Annotated in this window: 11 protein-coding genes; 4 read left to right on the plus strand and 7 right to left on the minus strand. The window is 45.8% G+C overall.

Annotated features, from left to right (window positions below):
* The first annotated feature begins 187 nt into the window (after nt 1–187).
* The 3 genes from AND4_RS05655 (at nt 188) to AND4_RS05665 (ending at nt 4,159) form a co-directional block, all read left to right on the plus strand.
* Complete coding sequence (locus AND4_RS05655) at nt 188–1,606, plus strand: DEAD/DEAH box helicase (protein ID WP_009841962.1); 1,419 nt, start codon at nt 188–190, stop codon at nt 1,604–1,606.
* A gap of 183 nt (nt 1,607–1,789) precedes the next feature.
* The gene (locus tag AND4_RS05660; RefSeq protein WP_009841963.1) at nt 1,790–2,872 is read left to right on the plus strand and encodes an SUMF1/EgtB/PvdO family nonheme iron enzyme; all 1,083 of its coding nucleotides are present in this window, start codon (nt 1,790–1,792) and stop codon (nt 2,870–2,872) included.
* Between the two features lie 231 nt (nt 2,873–3,103).
* Nucleotides 3,104–4,159 (plus strand): SUMF1/EgtB/PvdO family nonheme iron enzyme, encoded by a 1,056-nt coding sequence (locus AND4_RS05665; protein ID WP_009841964.1) that lies wholly within the window; start codon nt 3,104–3,106, stop codon nt 4,157–4,159.
* 51 nt (nt 4,160–4,210) lie between these two features.
* On the opposite strand, the gene AND4_RS05670 is transcribed toward AND4_RS05665, so the two are convergent.
* From AND4_RS05670 to AND4_RS05685, 4 genes are all read right to left on the minus strand, one after another.
* The gene (locus AND4_RS05670; RefSeq protein ID WP_009841965.1) at nt 4,211–6,712 is read right to left on the minus strand and encodes a LysM domain-containing protein; all 2,502 of its coding nucleotides are present in this window, start codon (nt 6,710–6,712) and stop codon (nt 4,211–4,213) included.
* Complete coding sequence (locus AND4_RS05675) at nt 6,712–7,305, minus strand: DUF4123 domain-containing protein (protein WP_009841966.1); 594 nt, start codon at nt 7,303–7,305, stop codon at nt 6,712–6,714. The genes AND4_RS05670 and AND4_RS05675 overlap by 1 nt, the downstream gene beginning before the upstream one ends.
* The gene (gene tssI / locus AND4_RS05680; RefSeq protein ID WP_009841967.1) at nt 7,287–9,545 is read right to left on the minus strand and encodes a type VI secretion system tip protein VgrG; all 2,259 of its coding nucleotides are present in this window, start codon (nt 9,543–9,545) and stop codon (nt 7,287–7,289) included. The genes AND4_RS05675 and tssI overlap by 19 nt, the downstream gene beginning before the upstream one ends.
* A gap of 400 nt (nt 9,546–9,945) precedes the next feature.
* Nucleotides 9,946–10,815 (minus strand): Vmh family MBL fold metallo-hydrolase, encoded by an 870-nt coding sequence (locus AND4_RS05685; RefSeq protein WP_009841968.1) that lies wholly within the window; start codon nt 10,813–10,815, stop codon nt 9,946–9,948.
* Nucleotides 10,816–10,975: 160 nt separating this feature from the next.
* Here AND4_RS05685 and AND4_RS05690 point away from each other — a divergent pair, with 160 nt between their 5' ends.
* The gene (locus AND4_RS05690; RefSeq protein ID WP_009841969.1) at nt 10,976–11,869 is read left to right on the plus strand and encodes a LysR family transcriptional regulator; all 894 of its coding nucleotides are present in this window, start codon (nt 10,976–10,978) and stop codon (nt 11,867–11,869) included.
* A 119-nt stretch (nt 11,870–11,988) separates the two neighbouring features.
* On the opposite strand, the gene AND4_RS05695 is transcribed toward AND4_RS05690, so the two are convergent.
* Genes AND4_RS05695 through AND4_RS05705 form a run of 3 tightly spaced genes read right to left on the minus strand, consistent with a single transcriptional unit; the run spans nt 11,989 to nt 18,630 of the window.
* Nucleotides 11,989–13,047, minus strand: coding sequence for a toxic anion resistance protein (locus AND4_RS05695; protein ID WP_009841970.1), 1,059 nt, complete (start codon nt 13,045–13,047; stop codon nt 11,989–11,991).
* Nucleotides 13,048–13,062: 15 nt separating this feature from the next.
* Nucleotides 13,063–13,767 carry a phospholipase D-like domain-containing protein gene (locus AND4_RS05700; protein ID WP_009841971.1) on the minus strand — a complete coding sequence of 235 codons (705 nt, stop codon included), beginning with the start codon at nt 13,765–13,767 and terminating at the stop codon, nt 13,063–13,065.
* On the minus strand, nt 13,768–18,630 hold the full coding sequence (locus tag AND4_RS05705; protein ID WP_009841972.1) for a DNA repair ATPase: 4,863 nt from the start codon (nt 18,628–18,630) through the stop codon (nt 13,768–13,770).
* Between the last annotated feature and the right edge of the window lie 47 nt (nt 18,631–18,677).

An 18,677-nucleotide genomic window follows, 5' to 3' on the forward strand; every position in this document is an offset into this window, starting at 1 on the left:
TTGAATGAAAAAGCAGTATGCCGAGCCCTAGCTCCGTTGTGCAATTTGAAAATGAGATCTGGCTCAAATATTTATCCATGACGGAAATGGTTGAAGACAGCGCCTAAAAGCCTCAGAATGGCGCACTTTTCGCGTCTAAAATAAATTAGGCGCATTTTATCCAATTCGACAATTGAGAATCATACATATGGGTTTTACCTCGTTAGGTCTATCTGTTCCAATCCTTAAAGCTATTCAAGAAAAAGGCTACGACACCCCTTCGCCAATTCAGGCTCAAGCAATTCCTGCGGTATTGGAAGGGAAAGACGTAATGGCAGCAGCGCAGACTGGTACAGGTAAAACAGCAGGCTTCACACTTCCGATCCTTGAGCTTTTGTCTAACGGCCCTCGCGTCCGCGCTAACCACGTTCGCGCACTTATTCTGACACCAACGCGTGAGCTTGCCGCTCAGGTGCAAGAAAGCGTGTTCACGTACAGCCAGCACCTTCCTCTAAACAGCGCTGTCGTGTTCGGTGGTGTGAAAATCAACCCACAAATGCAGCGTCTTCGCAAAGGTGCTGATGTATTGGTTGCAACGCCTGGTCGCTTGATGGACCTTTACAGCCAAAACGCTGTGAAATTCGACCAACTGGAAGTATTAGTCCTAGACGAAGCCGATCGCATGTTGGATATGGGCTTTATCCGCGACATTCGTAAGATACTTGATTTGCTGCCTAAGCAACGTCAAAACCTGCTTTTCTCTGCCACTTTCTCAGATGAGATTCGTGACCTAGCGAAAGGCCTAGTGAACAACCCAGTAGAGATTTCAGTCAACCCAGCAAACTCGACAGCACGCACGGTAGAGCAAAGTATTTACCCATCGGATGCAAAGAAAAAAGCGCCGATGTTGGTAAAACTGATCAAAGAAGGGGACTGGAGACAAGTACTGGTCTTCACTCGCACTAAACATGGGGCAAACCGTCTAGCGAAGTTCCTAATAGATGAAAAGCTACCCGCTGCTGCGATTCACGGTAATAAGAGCCAAAGCGCTCGTACTAAAGCGTTGGCTGATTTCAAATCTGGCGCGATTCGTGTACTGGTTGCCACGGACATTGCTGCACGTGGTATCGATATTCCTCAGCTTCCTCAAGTGGTTAACTTTGAGCTTCCTAAAGTAGCAGAAGATTACGTTCACCGTATTGGTCGTACAGGCCGTGCTGGTGAAATGGGTAAAGCGATCTCATTGGTGTCTGCACTGGAAGCGCCAGAGCTATTTGCTATTGAGCGTTTGATCCAACAGCTACTGCCTCGTAAAGAGCTAGCCGGCTTTGCACCAACCAATGTGGTACCAGAGTCTAAATTAGACACTCGTCCAATCAAACCTAAGAAACCGAAAAAGCCAAAGAGCCCATCAGCAGGCGGCGGCAGTGCACAAGCGAACGAAAGAAACGCAGCAAACAAACCTAAACGTCGTTTTAACAGTGACAACAAAAGCGGCCGAGGTGAAGCAGTTAAGAGTGGCAACGGTGGCAAGCCATCGGGTAATCGTAAGCCTAACAGCGGTAACTCAGGTGGCGCCAAGCCTTCAGGACAGCGTCGTAAGCCACGTCCACAAGCTGCAAAGTAATTTGATACCAGAATAAACCAATAAAGCCGCTGCTCCCCTCAGCGGCTTTGTTTTATCCCGCGCATGTACATCCCCCAATAACAAGAAAACACCGTCGTTATAACTAGTCATACCGTGGCTTTGAAACTGTTCTCTGCTTTTATTTTTGCGTAAAATATGCCCATAAAGTAAAAGGAATACCAAATGAAAAACAGATGGTTAGGTATGGCTTGTGTGCTTCCTTTACTGGTTGCGTGCAATAGCGACAGTTCAGCAATCGAGGTGTCTAGCGAGACCGTCTCTCAACAGCAAATCGATACGATTGTGTCGAACATCAATAAGCTTTATCCAGAAGCAACTCAAGAGCAGAAGCAGAAAGCGGCAGAAGTGGTAGTTCGCGCTATCGAGAACATGGTGTTCGTGGAGGGTGGCAGCTTCGATATGGGTGATTTCAAGATGGATTGTGATTTCCCAACAAAATCAGAAAACCGTTTAGATTGGTCTCCTAATGCGCAGTGCTTTAACTTTGCCACCAATCTCTCTGGTGCGCAACATTTACATAGAGTCACTCTCGACTCTTATTCGATGTCTAAATATGAGACCAGCTTTATGGATATGGAGTGGATGCGTCAAATAAATGAGCTCCCTGTCGCTGCTGGAATCATAACAAGTTATAAGCCATTAAAAGATAAACAGATGCTTAGAACAGATGAAGAATACAAAAGAATCGTTGATTCGGAGACAAAACATAACAAAGCGGCGTCAACTAAAAGCTGGCAAGAGGCTAAAGATTATTGCCTATGGCTAGGAAAGGTATCTACTTTATCTTTTGATCTCCCGACTGAGGCTCAGTGGGAATTCGCCGCTAGAAGTCGTGGACAGCACTATTATTATGCTACTAATGATGGCTATCGCTCCCTCTCAGAAGATCAATATTTCGATGTAAATCTTGATAAATATGTTCAAGTTTCTCCTTCAACTATTAACAGCAGTACAAAAGAAGAGAAGTATATTGGTTACTGGCCAGCAAACCCACTAGGTATCTTTGGGATGAACAACAGCATCAGTGAATGGGTCAATGATTGGTATGAAAAAGATTATTACCTTAAGTCACCTAAAAAAAACCCTCGAGGCCCCAAGGTTGGTCAACTAAAAGTTATTCGCGATGGCTCGGGAAATGTTATGACCTTTGACCGTTTCGGTGAGGAACCTGTTCTAGACCATTATTTTTCAAATGGAAGCTTTCGATGTGCTGTTCAACAAGACTCTCCACTTAGTTCATTATGAAACAAATAATATATAGACCAACACATCTCCCTCCGGTTGATTCAAACATTATCGCCTGTTCTCTCGTACCAAAATAAGTGCCCATATTTAAGCTTATCACTGCACTACTTCTTCTCCTTTCAAAGATCAAACCTGAACACCGTCGTTATAACTAGTCATACAGTGTCTTTGAAGTTGTTCTCTCCTGCTCTTTTTGCGTAAAATATGCGCATAACGTAAAAGGAATACCAAATGAAAAACAGATGGTTAGGTATGGCTTGTGTGCTTCCTTTATTGGTTGCGTGCAATAGCGAGAGTTCAGCAATCCCAGTGTCTAGCGAGACCGTCTCTCAACAGCAAATCGATACGATTGTGTCGAACATCAATAAGCTTTACCCAGAAGCAACTCAAGAGCAAAAATTGAGAGCTGCAAAAACCGTAGTTCGAGCGATTGAAGAACTTGTCTTTGTTGAAGGCGGTAGCTTTGAGATGGGGGACTTTGGTGCTCCATGCGAAATCCCAAGCGGCACACCAAATCGTATGGATTGGTCACCGGATGTACAATGTTTGAGTGATCCATCCAGCGGTGAAACAGGGGCTTATAACCTGCACAAGGTAACATTAGACTCGTATTCCATTGCAAAGTTTGAAACACGCTTTGTCGATATGGAGTGGATGCGATGGATCAATAAGCTGCCAGTGGCAGAAGATGACTCTAGAGATCGCACTCACGTCCCTCGAGACTCTGTTAAATATAAATACTTGCTAGAAGATAGACAAAAGGCTGCCGCTTCAGCAAAGCAGTGGCAAGAAGCGAAAGATTACTGTCAATGGCTGAGCAATGTCAGTGCACTGCCTTTTGACTTACCAACAGAAGCACAATGGGAATATGCGGCAAGAAGCCGCGGGGGAAAGGTATATTTCGCGACTAATAATGGCTATCGTCAAATGTACAACTCACATTATTTCGATCCAGAGGCCGGACATTACGTGGACTACAAAAAGGATGAGGTAAATAGCTCAACAGATATCGAAAATGTTGACTCATCCCCCCCGAACCCGTTAGGTGTCGCTGGCATGTCTAATCAAGTGAGCGAATGGGTGAATGATTGGTACTCACCGACATATTACCAGAATTCACCGGAAAAGAATCCGCAAGGCCCAGACTCTGGCACAGAAAAAGTGCTCCGTGATGCGGCGGGAAGGACGATGGTATTCTCACGCATTCATAAGACTACTAAGCTAAAAGGGTACTTCCCATCGGTGAGTTTTCGCTGCGCCCTTCAACAATCTATGCCAGCTAAATAATTACGCAAAGTAAGAGGCTATAACAACCTAGCCTCTTACTTTTGGTCGCGATTACCGATACGGCAAATACTCATCAGCATGAGCTGCTGTTTGAACTTTCTTACGTGCGGCTATTTGGTCTCTCTTACGTGCAAGCGCATCACCACTAAGTGGGGTATAAGGCTGACCAGTCGCATCACTCTTGCCTTTTTCTGCCAGTTGAGTGACCCACAAGTTGAAATCATGCTGTTGCGTGTTATCCAATATAGCGTTGATACGCGCAAGGTTATCAAACATCACTTTATCACCCAAGACAGCTTGACCCTTTGGATTCATACATTGCAAAATCTCTTCAAACTTATGCCAGCTGTAGGTACTCTTTCTCAGCAGCTTATATATCGCACTCTCTTGCTGCTCATTGAAACTAAACAAAAATTCTTCAATTAAGGTATCGAGCATAATGCCAATTGCTTCCGGTAGCAGCTGTTCAAACGATACTCCGGATAACGTCGACTCATCAAGAATGCGATCCGCCAGCACTAATGCTTTCTTTTGACGCTCTCCAATTCCATTAAAATCCTTCATCCACTCATTTACTTGGTCCTCTCCACTTAGTACTATCGTCTCAAATGTTTGACTTGGATCAGTAATCAAATCTCTAGTAAAAGTAATTAGTGTTGAGTTGAGCAGATACTTATATGCTTCTTCACTTATATTGCTCAAGTAACGATAATCGACATATTGCAATGCCTTTAAAATGACAGTGACGAGGTCCCACAGCTTTTCAGCATCGACAAGTACACCAAAACCACCACCACCACCACCGCCCCAGACAAGCTGGCCGGAACACATTAAGTAAAATTTACCACCAGTGAGTGCGAGTTGAAAGTCTGCATCAAAACCAGCGCCCACGCCGATATTTGCTGCTAAGCTGACCTTTGCAAGCGAATCAAAACGGGCGGACTTTCCCCCTCCCGGAGCTTGCCACTCTATTGCTCCGGCTAATTGGCCACTCACATTGCCTCCGGCAAAGCCTTGAACTTTGAATCCCACCTGTCCCTTTGTCGATGTGGCCATATTAATTCGAGGGGTAAATAGAACGCCTACACTTTCGCCGTTTTCGTCATCCCTAGAGCCCAGAGTCGTTTCCCCCTCCATTGCTAATCCAACAAAGCACCCAATGGTTAGCGCCCCATTGAGGCGAAAGCAACCAAATGAATAAGTGGCATCATCTCCATTAGCATCGCGATAATTTAACCGAGCAGCAAAACCACTTTCATAAGGTAGGAACAAATTCGCTTCTGCTTTGGCTTCAAAAAACGATATGCTTGCGTCAGCACCGATGCCTACATCTATTTTGCCTTTCGCAGGTTCAAAGTTACTAGCTGCGGTCGCCTGAGCTCCCCATCGAAAAAGCTGCGCCTCACCGCTGACGGCAAAAATGGCATTACCTTCATACTCCAATAAGTTGTGAGTCGTCTTCCACTCAGCCAATTTATTACCCTCGGCTTTCCACTGCGCTAACTTCGTCGCAATTTTAAGTTTATTTTTTCCCTCTTTAATATCTTCGGCAACGGCGTTACCAAAACCTTTGTAATCTTTTTGCTCAAGGGCCTTCATCGCATTTGTATGTTTGTAGGAGCGTTGCCAACGTTTTTCCTCGCGCTCATGAAAACGTGAGCGCATATATACATAACGACCTTGTTTTACAGAATAGACTTCAGCAACGTGCGTTTTGACCTTACGTGTTTTGAGTTTCTTTTTTTTCGAATTGCCTACGGGGTTAACTTTTGTAACCGCCTCCTCATTTTTTTTGCTTTCCGCCTGCTCCTCTAAAACGCGATAATAATTAATTTCATTTTGAATATTTTCTAAGACTTGTTTTCTTAACGCTTCTGTCGAGCCTTCAGAAATGAAAGTGGTCTTATGATACTTTTCAACAAACGCTTTACGATCCTCTAATGATTTCTTAGATGACCTCGCCCGCTGTAAATTGAAGTTAGTTGGAGGCTGAGTTTCTTTTATTTGTGCCACTCGTCGACTTGCAGGGTTATTCTGAACCTCTTCCGTCGCAAACATTTCGGCATAGTTTGCATCAGCAAGCCAAGCTTCTTTCTTTCGTGCATGTGCCTCCATCGCCTCCCGAGTGATGTTGCTCCCTTTTGGTGCAGATTCTAATAGTGTCTTGTAGTTATCCAAAAGAAGGTCTGTCTTTTGACTTTCTTGCTCAAGTTCCTTGGCTGCTTTCTCATCTAGTAACCAATATTCAAAGGGACTATCCCCAGTTAAGAAAATAACATCATGAACATCAATAGGTTGGCAAAGAGGGCCTGAGCATAAGGGGCTGTCTGAAACTAACTCTCGCATATCTGAAACAGGCTCTACTGGATGCTTAGGCTCGACAACTTCTGTTGGTGTATCGTCAGGTAGCGTAAGTACCTCTCCGACACGAATAAAATCAGGGTTCTCTTGGTATTGAGGGTTCAGCTCAAGCAGCGTCGTGAAGTCCACCTCTTGCTCAATCGCGATTTTAAGTAGAGTATCGCCGCCTTTGATGGTGTAAGTTTGGCTCATTAGGTGTTCACTCCTTGCCAGTGAGCTAAGATTGCGTTCATGGTTTGTGTTTGCGACTCGGTTAAATCCCAAATCATTGGAATGTTCTGGCGTTGATCTAACGTGTGCCATGAAGTGTCTAACCATTCACGATCAAACCATTGAATGCGATTTAGTAATGGAAAAAACTGCTGCCTTTGGTGCACATTCATGGACCCCATGAGAGTGACAAGTTTACGAGGTTCATAAAAACGCATCATAGCTTGTGCCTTTCCATACTGTACAATGAGTCGATCTCGTAAAGACGAAGCAAGACTTTCTGTATCTATTGAACTTACGGCAACAATAAGGCAACCAGAAGGCGTCACTTCTAAATGGCCTTTTACCGTATTTAGCTTCTGTTTATCGGTAACTTCCACCAATAGAGGGCCATTACTCACTGCTGCGAATCGAGTTTTGGCAAAGAGTGGAACAGCTTCACTTTCAGGAAACAAGTCCTCCCATTCTGGCCATAACATGGGCTCAAACAGCACATAAAGCTTTTCGTCAGACGACGGGAACAGTGGTGGTGTAAGTTGAATGTCCCATTCAGGGTTTAACTGTGCAATTGACATGTTCTTCCACTCCCACAATCACAAATTTCTTGAAGTAAACTGCCTTCTTCAACCAATCCGGCGTAAGACGCAGGTGACATCAAAGGCATAGGTTTCATTGCCAGCGATGGTTTCTTAGGCCTTCTTGTAGAAACGCTGTTGTTTCCGTTCGCAGCGCCACCCGGGTTGATGTCCACTTTGCCGCCCTTTACAGCGACACTACTTGCACCATCAATCATGATTGAAGTGCCGTTTAAATGGATGTTGCCACTGCTTTTGAGTACTAGACTGGAAGCACCAACTAAGACTCTGATTTCATCAGCTGAAATAACCGATGTCTCTCCGTCAGAACGAATGGAAGTATTGCCATTTACTTCAACACTGAGGTTATTACCTATGCTCTGTGTATCGTCTGCACCAACATCAATAGAGCGTGACGCCATAACGACAGTATTGTGCTCTTGTCCAATCTCCGTTGAGTCATCTTTGCCAATCAAGGTACGGCGATTTTCATCAATATATAAATCGCGGTTGTTGGTGATTTTCTCTGATTCATTCGCGTTGTAAGTAACGTGAACATCTTTCTCTACCTGCTCCATAAAGGTTTGCTTGGTAGTGGAGGTTTTATGCCCATCAATCACTTCTTTACGGTCGCCTAAGATGTTGTTTTCTTGATTGTTGCCGACCTTCAGCTCTTCATCATTGCCGATGTCTCGGTAACGGTTATTGAGCACTTTGGTTTTCATGTCTTTTTGAGCGCGGAAATGTACCTCTTCTTGGTCATTTTCATCCTCAAAATACATTTCGTTGTAACCCTCCGCCTTATGGCTTTGGGTTCTGAAAACCGTACGCGTTTTGTTTTCTGGTAATGGGTATGGCGGCGTGTGTAAACCGTTGTACACCGCGCCCGTCACTAGTGGACGGTCTGGGTCGCCTTCTAGGAAAGTCACAATCACTTCATGCCCAATACGAGGTAGATAGACGGCTCCCCAGTTGGGCGCTGCCATTGACTGACTGACGCGCAGCCAACATGAGCTGTGTTCATCGCTTTGCGCATAGCGGTCCCAATGGAACTGAACTTTGATGCGACCATATTCATCGGTGTAGATTTCTTCGCCCGCAGGACCAACCACAACCGCAGTTTGAGGACCATCAACGACAGGTGAAGCCATTTTAGGCGCCCGGAATGTTACGTCTCGTGGTAAGCAGACAAACTGATTGTGATAAGTCGTAGGCTCATCGCTCGATTCTTCTTCGTGTACACGAGGGTTAAAGCCCGTGTGCATCACAGTCAACATGAGATAATCACGGTTGATGTTTGAGCGAGGGTGCTGGCTGATATCAAAACTGAAACCGGCGGTGAGACGCATGATATCGCTTGCCGCTTCAACCTGATGGCTGTCCACCGTGTATTCAGACATCCACTCCGTTACACGCTGCTGGCCTAAATCCGGGGTGGTGTAGCGACCAAGATAGTCGTAACGCTGCAAATCAAAGTTTGGTCCTTGATCGGCGCACTTACCCTGCGGGATTTTCGGCGTGAGATAATTGTAATCACCGTAACTGACTAGGCCAGTGCGAGTTCGATTGATTTGCTCTAGGTCGAAAATGTGTTCTCGGTCTGACGTGCCGCCACCTTGGGCATGATACACCACCGGACCTAAGTAAGAGGCATTGATAGGCGAACTGACAAGCGCTGGTATCGCATCATTACTGTCGACAATCACCATGGTATGCCCAGCAGTGCCGTGCTCAAAGTAATACCAAAGGCCATGCTCTGCCATTAATCGCTGCACAAAATGCTGGTCATTCTCTCGGTATTGAAGAACGTACTCTTTCGCCTCATATTGCGCTGACAGCTCAAAGCGGTAATCGCTCATGCCTGCATCATCAAAAACCTGACGAATAATGTCAGGCGCCGCTTGCATCTGAAAGATACGACAGTCTTGGCGCTGAGTAAGAAACCAGAGATTTGGGACTAAGGTGATGTGATACCGCGAGAAACGACGACCAGTGCCTAAATAGCGCAGCTCAGAGATGCTTCCGTTAAACTGGCGAGCAGTGCCCATGCCTTGACCAAACAGGCTCAAGACGCCCATTTTTCGACTTAACGCATCAAACGAGATTGCATCGTTATCCGATAACACCGTCAGGTTCATTTCAAAGGGAGAAGAGACCGCTTCCGTTATGCGAAAGCTTTCTACTTTAAATGCACCGAGAAAACCAGGAACATAAAAAGTAAAGTTTACATCATTAACCATACTATTCGGCTCTTATGACAACGAGGAAGTGAACGGTATATCTGTCACCGCTGCACGCTAAATAGTCGAACTGTATCAAGTTATTAGAGGCTTATCACCGTGATGATTTAACAGAAATATCATGCATTAAGCTTGGTTTTTCACCAAACAAAACACCCAATTCATCTACAACATCAAAAATATGACTTTTTATCTAGTTATTTGGTCGAGTACATACCGACATTGGTTGTGTCAGTATGTGATATAACTCCGCAGAAAAGCGATAGAAGCTTACAAATAGGCTTGTTTCTACCCCTGAGCCGCATCTAGATCTACCTCTACAAGCGTCCAAATATAAAAAAACAGCCCCTGGCTCATTAGGGGCTGTTGTTCTGAGGTTATGGCTAGCGACAAACTGACATTAGTGCCATTTCATCTCACCACTTAGCACTTTTGCACCCAGCTCAAGATCCCCTTCGGTGGCGGTAAACGCTGGGTACTTGGCCTTCATCGTTTCTACGATTTCGCTTGATGTTGGCTTGCTTGATTTTTCTAGCGCCAACTCAATGTCTGCGATGTAATCTAAGGTGAACTGAATGCTTTCCATGCCCTTAGGTACGTCACCAAGGTAATGTCCCGGAATCACGGTTTCTGGTTGCAGCTTTTTCATGCGCTCTAATGATTGGGACCATTGAGTACGCTCTTGTTTCAACGCAGTGTCCGCCATCCATACGTGAACGCCACTATAAACCGACACACCACCAAATACGGTTTTCTCAGAAGGTACCCATAGGTAAGCGTCATGAGAGTTGATCTCTTTCACTTCGATGCGCTTTCCTTCCAGTGTCAGTGTTGTGTCGTTAAGTACGGTAGGCACAACGATGTTTGATGGTGCACCATCTTCCAGAATTGGACCCCAATACGCCAGTTTTGCATCTTTTGTTTTCTCGATATGCTTAACAACCGCTTCGCTGGCTACCACTTTGACATCAGGAAATGCGGCGACAATAGGCTCTAGACCAAAGTAGTAATCAGGATCACCACCACTGATATAAATCATCGACAGCGCTTTGCCGCTCTCTTTTATCTGCTCGACCAATTTTTGTCCGTCTTTGATGCTAAATTGTGCATCAAATAACATCAGCTCTTTTTCACCAGAAATAAGCACTGAGGTTGCAGGAAAGATCGCATCTTCAGCAGGGTTGTAGTGGGTAATCGTTAAATCCGCCGCTGACACGTAGTTCGATGCCGCTAATGCAGTAACCAATAAAGTAAGTGAACGCTTTTTCATCATGTTATTCCGTACTAGAGAACCAACTCATGTGGCTCGTTTAATGTTGAGCCCATCTTATTTGATTAGTTTTAGATAAAATAGACAGTAAATTAACTTTCACTATTGCGAAATCCGGACATATACTGGAGCCGTAATTTTATTAAGGTGAAATAACAGAATGGACAGACTTGAGGCAATGAACGTCTTTGTCACAATCGTGGAGCGAGGAAGCTTGAGCGCAGCAGCAGAACACCTCGACCTTTCACGCACCAAGGTGACGCGTTATCTAGGGGAGCTCGAAAAGTGGATGGACACTCGTTTACTGCACCGCACCACTCGCAGCCTCAGTTTAACCGATGCGGGGAGAGAAACGCTTGAGGTAGCACGGGAGTTACTTGCGCTTGAAGAATCCCTGAGTGGGATTCGAAACCAAAATCGCGTGAGCCTAAAGGGCCAGTTACGCATCACCGCAAGCTATTCCATTGTCAATAGCTTCCTAATTGATGCGATCACCAGTTTTGTTGAACAATGGCCTAATGTTGCGATTGATATCGTGTCGACAGATGAGGCCGTCAACCTCGTGGAATCTCGCATTGATCTTGCGATACGTGTTACTAACGCGCTGCCTTCCAATGTCGTCGCAAAACAGCTCGCCGAGTGCCGTTCCGTCGTATGTGCTTCGCCCAAATACATTGAGCAAAAAGGTACGCCGTTGAACGCTCAAGATTTAGCGGATCACAACTGCCTTTCTTTCAGCTATTTTGGTCGCTCTGAATGGGCCTTTCGTGGACCAAACGGTGATGAATCTGTGTCAATTAAAGGAAGCATCAGCGCCAATACCCCTGAAGTGCTGCTCGCAGCGGCTTTAAATGGGAGCGGGATAAGTTTGCAGCCTTTCCCATCCGTCAAGCACCTACTCGATGAAGGTAAGTTGATTCAACTGTTACCGGAATGGCACCCAAGAACGTTAGGCGTTCACGCCATCTACGGCACGCGCAAACAGGTGACGCCGTTATTAAGAGCCTTCATCGACCACCTATCAGACAGTATGAAGGATGCCGAAAACTGGTAATTTCACTACAAAACAGAACAGGCTTTATACCCAAAGGGGCAGTATAACAAACGCTCTACCGTGTCTCCCAATAAAAAATCACCCCCTACGACAAGGGAGTGATTTTTCGCTGGTTCAGTTTATAAGGTTTGTTTAAGCGCTTGTTTAAGTTCCGCTTCTGCCTTTTCAATCACTTGCTGAGCCTGCTCACGTTGCGCCCTGCCTTCCTTCACTCGCGAGAGTGTATTGTTCAGGGTTTCTATCGTCAGTTGATTTACGGTTTCAAGAGAATCAAGGTCAAGAATGCCACGCTGGTAGTTGGCGGCAATTTGCTCTTCTAATGCTTTTAGTTTCTCGGCATTTTGTACATATTGCTTGTTGGTGTAATCCTTGACCGCGCGCGTCACCTTCAGGGCTTTTTCTTTCTCGTAATTTGAAATCGCGATCAAGAATTGGCGCTTCCACAATGGGAAGGTGTTGTGGACGATATCTTGAATGTCTTCCATCAACATTTTATTGCCTTCTTGAGACAATCGAATCTGAGGCGCGGTTTGGATAGCAGCAAGGCGAGTGAGCTCAAGGTTGTGCACGCGCTTTTCTAAACGAGCAACGGCTTGAGTCGCATCACGGTATTTCTGGGCGTCCAACGCATCACCACTTTGCTCAGATTGTGCCAGTAAACTTGGCAGCACATTCTGAGTCAACTGATTCAACTTGTATTTGCCAGCCGCAATGTACTGCTCCAACCCACCAAGTAGTTCAAGATTATGATCGTAAAGCGTATCGAGCTGGGTAATATCATGAGCTAACTTCATTTCTTGTGCTTCTAAGCGTCCAGAAAGCTGCTCTAGCTGACTCTTCACAGAATCAAAGCTGGCTGAAAACTTTTTGAAGGAATCGAAAAGCTCTCCAACCAAAGGAAGTCTCGACAGCAAGCTGGTTTTGCCTAAATTAGAGAATTCTGCGCTGTCCATGGAAGATACCATCGCATGCAGAATATCACCCGCTTCACCGCTATCTCGAACACGTACTTGTTCCAACACTTCATCAGAGAAAGTGGTAATTTTTTCTAGCGCCTGTTTACCAAAAGTGATCGTCGCGACACTGTCAAAAGCATCAAATTGTTCTGCGAGTGCGACGATTTGAGGAGTCACTTCTACCTCAAGTAACTGATGTTCAGAATTCATCAATTCGGTCATGGGAACTCCCTATGTTTATGACGGCTTATGACAGGGAAACTTCTGCCATAACGTTTCAAATTGTCGTGAGAACGCAGAAACAAACCTACGATCATCGGTAAGCGTTATATCTTCTTGATTGTACTTTGACGCGCTGCGTGTCCAGTTAAAGCTGCCATTGATCAACCTTTGTTGATCGAATACCGCGAACTTATGGTGCATATGGTATCGCGTTGTATCAATTTTGACCGCAACGCCCTGTTTTGCAAGATATTCGATATCACTGCCTTTATCGTACATTTTGTCGTTGTCGGTGACGATCCGGACCGCCACGCCTCTTTTGTGCGCCGCAAGGATCTGATCGGTAAGGTCGTTATCCGCGATGGTGAAAACGCAAATATCCACCGAGCGACGAGCCAGTTTCAGCTGCTCAACGATACCGGATGCACAAGCCCTTCCCGGAGAAAACCAGCTCGAAGCATTATCCGAGAAGTTCTCACTCATCACATTGTCTAAGACTTTGACCACGCGCTCTAACCAGCGGACTAAAGCGGTAGCATCTCCCTGACTTTGTATTTCTTGCTGCACCAGTTTAAAGGCCAGATTACGCAGGAACGAGCGGTCTTCATGACTTAACACCGAATTTTGTAACTCCGATTTAAGTTCTCTGCGCTCGCTATCATCAAGACGGTAATCCTTTATCGAGGCCTCTAACCAAGCTGACCATTTTTGTCGATTCATCTAGTTTTTCTCCTGATCATGACGACCAAAACGAGCAACGTGTTGATTCAGCATGGCAAGTTGCTGCACCACCTGTCCTGCTCTATCGTCGGAATCACCCATCATTTGCTGACGCTGATAACCTTCTTTGATTTCAGACCAACGAGAGCTTTGCTCAGCGGTCATATCACCGCGTAACTCAGCGAGCTTGAGTAGGTTTTCCTCGGTACCCGCTGCCAGTGTCTGCGCTTCGCCCTGATAATGGTCTTGAAGCAGCGTGTTCATCTCTTGGTCAGTCATCACCGATGATATTTTTTCCGCCAGCTTGTTCATATTTCGATATGAGCCTTGCAGCTTAAATGGCGGCTCAACACGATATTGATCCGCGGTTGCAGCTGACTTGATGTACTGCTGATTCACTTTCAAGACGATTTGTTGCGCCATGATCAATTTTTGCAAGGTCGTCACGATCTCGCCAGACTCGATTGCAGAGTATGAGTGGCTCATCTCACTGAGTGCGATATTTTCCCCTTCTGCCATTCTGACAAAACGGTACAAATCGTTCAGATCGCGTGTTGCTAAGGGCGCGAGAACACTGTTGGATGTCAGCGAGTTTTCGATAAAGCTTAAATCGAAGATTGCTTTTTGATCAGACAGCATGTCACCGAGGTTGTATATGTCCGCTCGGTTAGACAACATATCTGGGATCCGGAACGCTTCGCCCGTTTCTGTGTAAGGGTTACCCGCCATCACGACCGCAAACTTTTTGCCGCGCATGTCGTAGGTTTTGGTTTTCCCTTTCCACGTACCTTCGATTCGACGCGTACCATCACACAGTGAAATGAACTTCTGTAAAAACTCAGGATGGGTATGCTGAATATCATCCAAGTAGAGCAACACGTTATTACCCATTTCAAAAGCGAGGTTGATCTTTTCAATTTCACGCGCAGCGTTTTGATCTGGTGCATCCGCAGGATCAAGGGATGTCGCTTGATGACCAATAGACGGACCATTGATCTTCATGAACACCAAACCTAATTTGTGGGCAACATACTCAATTAACGTCGTTTTACCGTAACCAGGAGGAGAGATGAGCAATAGCATCCCCATTAAGTCGGTGCGCTTTTTGTCGCCTAACGTGCCCATTTGCTTGGCAAAGTTGTCACCAATAAGAGGTAAATAACTCTCACTGATGAGTTTATTGCGCACAAATGACGTCAATGGACGAGGTTTAAACTCGCTCAGGCGGAACTCCTCTTTTGCTGAACTCAGCAACTGAGTACGTTGGGATAAATAGGCCTCAAAATTCGGAACCACCGAGCTGCGGTGATGTTCGTTCCTTTGGATAAAATCATCCAGAACGAGCTCTAAACTGCCCTTGTTAATTCGAGCATGCTCACCCAACAGCCCCTCGACATGACACAGCAATGAAAAGTCGACGCTGCTTAACCTTTGCTCGGACAGAGTATTCACCACAGCAACCGTTGCTGCCTCGTACGCGAATGCCTGACCATATTGCTTTTTCGCAGTGTACGCACTTAACCACTGCTGGTGATCGTTAAATGACTCAGCAAAACTGAGCGATTGCGGTTGCCACCCTAAGCTGCGTCTGAATTGCAAATAATCCTCGCAAAGGGAAAGCGAGTCCTGACTCACTTCGATTTGCCAATCACGCTGACCTAATAACTGTGCGAGGTAGTCAGCGGCTTCATGTTGCTCACCGCCAAGGGAATCAACCAACTGTTTTTGCAGTGCTTGATATGCTTGTGACGCATTTAAATGCTCTCGCAATAACTTTGCGTTTTGCGCCTGTTGTTGATAGTGCTCGATTTTCTGCGCATCTTGTTCCAATAACCATAAGATGGCTTTCGAGCGAGCGGTTTGGCTGTAACGCAATAACCCAGCTTGCTGATAAACGGGCAGCACTTTGCGCAATATGTTAACCGCATCATGGTCGTGGATGCCTTTGACGTACCCTTCTCGATAACGTGGCGCCGCAAAGCGTTGAACCAGTTCGTTCAATTTATCTTCTTTCAACGCTTCATAAAGCTTGTCTAAGCTGTGTCCATCTTGATTGATAGACGCTTGATGCAAGATTAAATATGCCAGATATTCTGCTCGATAAACGTCTTCACTTTCTGAGGCCACATCCAAACGAGAAACGGTTTGCAGGTCGAGAAATGCACTGTCTTCCACCGTTTGGTAAAAGTCCGTGCCTGAGATGTGCAGTGCCAGTTCACCACTTTGGTCGACCAAGCTGAGGTCAAGTGGCTGCTGGTTCACGCTAAACCTATGTTTGCCCAAGCGCAGAACCGTACCACCCTTTTCGAAGATGTCTTGGTTATCTCGTAATGCACGCATGGATTGGTCTTGAAGCGACTTCAATTTAGAGTCGACACTGTCAGCTTTCACACTGTCGCCAAGCTCACGAATGGTCTGAGACAACTGTTGCAGCTTAAGCACCATAGCGTCAGTCGCAAAGTAACTGTTTAGCCCAGCAACATCATCGAATCGCTCCACGCGCTTTTCTATGCTGCTCATGGTGACGTTCGCCGCTTGGAGCAAGTTTTGAACCCGGCGCTGTTGGCCCGCGATGAGCTGCTGCTTGTGGTTATCCAACGTTGATTGGATCTCATCACGCTTAGAATAAATCTCGCTTAAGAACTGGTCGAAATCCGCGAAGCGCGACTCTAACTTATCCAGTTGTCCAACGAGCTTCGCAAGCTGAGTATCACAATCATCTGGTGTTAACGCTTGCTCCATAGCACTGCTGACCGATTGGCTGAGCAGCTTAAATTGAGCACTAAATTCAGCTTGGGCCTCTTCACTTTGTAAGCCTTTAGATTTCGCTCTGAGTTTCGCTGAAGCAGTATTAAGCAGAGACGTGACCTCTGTGGTGAGATCTAAGATCCGAGTGGCTTGTGTCGGGTCTTCTGTTTCGATGTCCGTGACTTCTTCGGTGACTATTTGCAGCTCATGACGGAGCGTTTCCACCTCTTCGCTAAGCTTTTGAATCTCCGCCGTTTTACTCACACCTTCGAGCTGTAATTCAATTTTTTGAATTTGCTTCTTGAAGGGGGTGTAAGCTTTTTCGTCCTGAAGAAGGGTAAGCAAATGCAGGTTAAGTGACTCGCGCTGCGCCTGTAACTCTTCAAACAAGCGATCAACCTGTACCTCGTCAATGTAATGCTGCTGACGGAGCGACATGGTCACGCCAACTTGCCCCTTCACATCACTCAGTAAGCTCAATAGCGTGTTCGCTTGTTCTTTGGGAGCCAATTTGATTTTGCCAATGAGCTCGGAAACCGCCAACTTTTGCTCTTCAAGACTGCTTGCAGCCTGTTTCTGTAGCTGTTGTACCTTGGCAAACTCATCGATGATCTTATCGGCGGTATCCATGAGTTCATCAATCGCACTGCCTATCCCGCAAGCGTAATCGTGATTGAGCCAAGTATAGTGATCCAGCGTTGAACGACACTGCTTTATCAGTACTTCATAGGCTGCTTGAGTCACCTCTTCACTCTGCGCTAGTTGGCAAATTGAGAGAACCGAAGACAGCGCTCGCACCAACTCCGTATTACCAAGGTTGAACAGTGGACTGCTGCCTTGGGCTTGCGCATTAAGCTTGGCGTAGTGCTCTGGCGTAGAAAATGGCGTGTCCCAAATTCTCATTGGATGAATGGTCGACGCTTCTTCATTCTCCGACAGTTGAAACACTAACCAGCGGCCATCTGGGTACAAACTGTAACCGTGGCTTTCCATTGGTGCTTCAAACTTCTTTTCAATCAAGTTGTAGGTATACGCAATGTAATGACCTTCAACGGCGTTAAAAAAGATATAAAGAATGTCTTCACCATTCGGTGACGTAATCTGCTGGAAGAACTTGAGCTGGTGAGATTCAAACGCAAACTGTTTATCTTCACCATTGGATAGAACATAACCTTTGGCATAGAGCACACCATGGTCTTCAGGCAAGGTTTTGGCGCTTCGCTCTAGCGCATCTGCCCTCACCACGGACTGAGTCACTGAATTGTACAGGAAGTATCGAGCGTGTTTTTCGCGGTTTGGTTTTATTCGCAGGGCGATCAAATCTCCGACAAACGCGTAATCGATGTGCGCATCAGCAACACTTTGATGAGGATCTTCAACCTCTTCTCGGTAAATACCTTTCCCATCTTTGGTGTTGTCTTCCACCTTGATGGTTAAGTCCCCACCGACACATTCAACAAACAGTCTATCTTGAATAGACACGTGCGGATGATCGCCAAGCACGTGGTCATCTCGCGTTGTTGGGATCCAATCAAAGTCATGCTGAGGAACGCTGGTCAGTGCATTTTGCCCCAAAGAATCAATGTACTCGATCGAATGAGCGTTGATCTGAAAACGAAAGACTTTTCTGTCTTCAGGCCGCATACCAATTTGAAAGGCGATATACAGCGTGCTTTCTTGACGAGAGATTTGAGAAAGCTTTGCGTCTCGATAATAAGTAAACAGTTCCGTCAATTCATGGGTAAAACGGGAATCGGATAAAAAACTGGATTCGAGTGGAAGGCGCTCTACACGGAACGTACCATCATTTTCATGGAGATGATAAAGCCCGAAGACATCATCAAGTGAAGGGGTCGCTTTCATCCCAACCTGCACATGATAGCCGAACAATAAATGCTGGTTTACCTGAGCCATATCGATTGGAATGCACTTAGCATCAGTTTGAACGTTGACCTTACCGATCAACGTAAAGTCTTGGCCGCCGAACGTCTCTTGGCGTTGTTGATTGAAAGATTGGGAGAGAGACTTTAGCTGGCTGCCTTGCTGCAACAAACGCGTCTTTAAAACATCGTATGCACCAGCATCACTCACCGCTTTTTGAGTCATATCTGACATGCTAATACCTATAAATCCCGCTTACAAAGAAGCGGGATTTTTTAGAG

Source organism: Vibrio sp. AND4 (genome assembly GCF_000171815.1).
Taxonomy (GTDB): domain Bacteria; phylum Pseudomonadota; class Gammaproteobacteria; order Enterobacterales; family Vibrionaceae; genus Vibrio.

Bases quoted from the DNA above. Each gene is read 5' to 3' on its own strand.
- AND4_RS05700 (WP_009841971.1), bottom strand. From the start codon at position 13,767: ATGAATCGACAAAAATGGTCAGCTTGGTTAGAGGCCTCGATAAAGGAT.
- AND4_RS05695 (WP_009841970.1), bottom strand. From the start codon at position 13,047: ATGACCGAATTGATGAATTCTGAACATCAGTTACTTGAGGTAGAAGTG.
- AND4_RS05655 (WP_009841962.1), top strand. From the start codon at position 188: ATGGGTTTTACCTCGTTAGGTCTATCTGTTCCAATCCTTAAAGCTATT.
- AND4_RS05660 (WP_009841963.1), top strand. From the start codon at position 1,790: ATGAAAAACAGATGGTTAGGTATGGCTTGTGTGCTTCCTTTACTGGTT.
- AND4_RS05670 (WP_009841965.1), bottom strand. From the start codon at position 6,712: ATGAGCCAAACTTACACCATCAAAGGCGGCGATACTCTACTTAAAATC.
- tssI (WP_009841967.1), bottom strand. From the start codon at position 9,545: ATGGTTAATGATGTAAACTTTACTTTTTATGTTCCTGGTTTTCTCGGT.
- AND4_RS05665 (WP_009841964.1), top strand. From the start codon at position 3,104: ATGAAAAACAGATGGTTAGGTATGGCTTGTGTGCTTCCTTTATTGGTT.
- AND4_RS05705 (WP_009841972.1), bottom strand. From the start codon at position 18,630: ATGTCAGATATGACTCAAAAAGCGGTGAGTGATGCTGGTGCATACGAT.
- AND4_RS05685 (WP_009841968.1), bottom strand. From the start codon at position 10,815: ATGAAAAAGCGTTCACTTACTTTATTGGTTACTGCATTAGCGGCATCG.
- AND4_RS05690 (WP_009841969.1), top strand. From the start codon at position 10,976: ATGGACAGACTTGAGGCAATGAACGTCTTTGTCACAATCGTGGAGCGA.
- AND4_RS05675 (WP_009841966.1), bottom strand. From the start codon at position 7,305: ATGTCAATTGCACAGTTAAACCCTGAATGGGACATTCAACTTACACCA.